At 53.7% G+C, this 3,117-nt stretch carries 1 rRNA gene; it reads right to left on the minus strand.

What is annotated here, in order from left to right:
* Window positions 1–91 precede the first annotated feature (91 nt).
* A 23S ribosomal RNA gene (locus O148_RS0113710) occupies window positions 92–3,117 on the minus strand; the annotation flags it as partial.

The raw sequence follows: 3,117 nt of genomic DNA on the forward strand, positions 1-3,117 counted from the left end.
GGGGTGGGGTTTGTTGGTTGGGAACCATATAGTGGACGCGTGTGTGTTCTGTTTGCAGCAACCGTTGGACGGTTGTTGTTGTCACCTGTGTGTGGTGTAAGTTGTTGGCTTATTAGTACCAGTCACCTGAACCTATTGCTAGGCTTACAGTTCTGGCCTATCAACCCAGTGGTCTAGCTGGGGGCCTTCACAACAATTGTTGATGGAAATCTCATCTTGAAGTGGGCTTCCCGCTTAGATGCTTTCAGCGGTTATCCCTTCCGAACGTAGCTAACCAGCGGTGCACCTGGCGGTACAACTGGCATACCAGAGGTTCGTCCGTCCCGGTCCTCTCGTACTAAGGACAGCTCTTCTCAAATTTCCTGCGCGCGCAGCGGATAGGGACCGAACTGTCTCACGACGTTCTAAACCCAGCTCGCGTACCGCTTTAATGGGCGAACAGCCCAACCCTTGGGACCAACTCCAGCCCCAGGATGCGACGAGCCGACATCGAGGTGCCAAACCATGCCGTCGATATGGACTCTTGGGCAAGATCAGCCTGTTATCCCCGAGGTACCTTTTATCCGTTGAGCGACGGCCGTTCCACACTGTGCCGCCGGATCACTAGTCCCGACTTTCGTCCCTGCTCGACATGTCTGTCTCACAGTCAAGCTCCCTTGTGCACTTACACTCGACACCTGATTGCCAACCAGGCTGAGGGAACCTTTGGGCGCCTCCGTTACTTTTTAGGAGGCAACCGCCCCAGTTAAACTACCCATCAGGCACTGTCCCTGAACCAGATTATGGTCCGAAGTTAGATATCCAGTATGACCAGAGTGGTATTTCAACGATGACTCCACAACCACTAGCGTGATCGCTTCACAGTCTCCCACCTATCCTACACAAGCCACACCGAACACCAATACCAAACTATAGTAAAGGTCTCGGGGTCTTTCCGTCCTGCTGCGCGTAACGAGCATCTTTACTCGTACTGCAATTTCGCCGAGTTTATGGTTGAGACAGTAGGGAAGTCGTTACTCCATTCGTGCAGGTCGGAACTTACCCGACAAGGAATTTCGCTACCTTAGGATGGTTATAGTTACCACCGCCGTTTACTGGGGCTTAAATTCTCCGCTTCAACACCGAAGTGTTTAACGGGTCCTCTTAACCTTCCAGCACCGGGCAGGAGTCAGTCCGTATACATCGTCTTGCGACTTCGCACGGACCTGTGTTTTTAGTAAACAGTCGCTTCCCCCTGGTCTCTGCGACCCTCACCCCTACCGTGCAGCAAGTGCACTCAAGGTTTGGGTCCCCCTTCTCCCGAAGTTACGGGGGCATTTTGCCGAGTTCCTTAACCATAATTCTCTCGATCGCCTTAGTATTCTCTACCTGATCACCTGTGTCGGTTTGGGGTACGGGCGGCTAAAACCTCACGTCGATGCTTTTCTTGGCAGCAGAGGATCACCCAATTCCCCACCATGTGGGGTCCCATCACGTCTCACCCTTATATGTTTCCCGGATTTGCCTAGGAAACGGGCTACCTGCTTAGACTGCGACAACCATCGCGCAGCTGGGCTACCTTCCTGCGTCACACCTGTTAATACGTTTACCTCCCCATATCAGGTCCCGTGTAGACACACCCACACCTCGTCTCGAAAGACCAGGTTTAAGGTATGGTTCGACGGTTAGTATCCATGGTTCAGTAGGGACGGTTTTTCGCCGGTACCAGAATATCAACTGGTTGTCCATCGACTACGCCTGTCGGCCTCGCCTTAGGTCCCGACTTACCCAGGGCAGATTAGCTTGACCCTGGAACCCTTGATCATCCGGCGGACGGGTTTCTCACCCGTCTTTCGCTACTCATGCCTGCATTCTCACTCGTGCACTCTCCACCACTCGTTTCCACGGCGGCTTCACAGCGTGCACGACGCTCCCCTACCCAACCACACACCTGCCAACAACACACGAAATGTTATTGAAGGTTATTGTGTGATTGCCACAACTTCGGCGGTGTACTTGAGCCCCGCTACATTGTCGGCGCGGAATCACTTGACCAGTGAGCTATTACGCACTCTTTCAAGGGTGGCTGCTTCTAAGCCAACCTCCTGGTTGTCTAAGCAACTCCACATCCTTTCCCACTTAGCACACGCTTAGGGGCCTTAGTTGGTGGTCTGGGCTGTTTCCCTCTCGACTATGAAGCTTATCCCCCACAGTCTCACTGCTACGCTCTCACATACCGGCATTCGGAGTTTGGCTGACGTCAGTAACCTTGTAGGGCCCATTAGCCATCCAGTAGCTCTACCTCCAGCATGAAACACGTAACGCTGCACCTAAATGCATTTCGGGGAGAACCAGCTATCACGGAGTTTGATTGGCCTTTCACCCCTACCCACAGCTCATCCCCTCCATTTTCAACTGAAGTGGGTTCGGTCCTCCACGCGCTCTTACACACGCTTCAACCTGGCCATGGGTAGATCACTCCGCTTCGGGTCTAGACCCAGCGACTATAAAACGCCCTATTCAGACTCGCTTTCGCTACGGCTACCCCACACGGGTTAACCTTGCCACTGAGCACTAACTCGCAGGCTCATTCTTCAAAAGGCACGCCATCACCCACACCACACAAGGCAGTGCCGGCTTTGACGGATTGTAAGCGCACGGTTTCAGGTACTATTTCACTCCCCTCCCGGGGTACTTTTCACCATTCCCTCACGGTACTGATCCGCTATCGGTCACTAGGTAGTATTTAGGCTTATCAGGTGGTCCTGACAGATTCGCACGGGATTTCACGAGGCCCGTACTACTCGGGTGGCCCACACTGGCGGCCATGAATGTTACGTCTACGGGACTCCCACCCTCTACGGTCCGGCACTCAAACCGGTTCGACTACACCATGAACATCACCAGCCACGCTCGGTAGCGCGTGACATGGACTCCCACAACCCCCATGATGCAACCCCTACCAGGTATCACACACCACAGGTTTAGCCTGATCCGCTTTCGCTCGCCACTACTCACGGAATCACATGTTGTTTTCTCTTCCAGTGGGTACTGAGATGTTTCACTTCCCCACGTTCCCCCCACACACCCTATACATTCAGGTGCGGGTCACCACGTACGACAAGCGCCATGGCGGGG

This window comes from Haematomicrobium sanguinis DSM 21259, from assembly GCF_000688395.1.
GTDB classification, from domain to species: domain Bacteria; phylum Actinomycetota; class Actinomycetes; order Actinomycetales; family Micrococcaceae; genus Haematomicrobium; species Haematomicrobium sanguinis.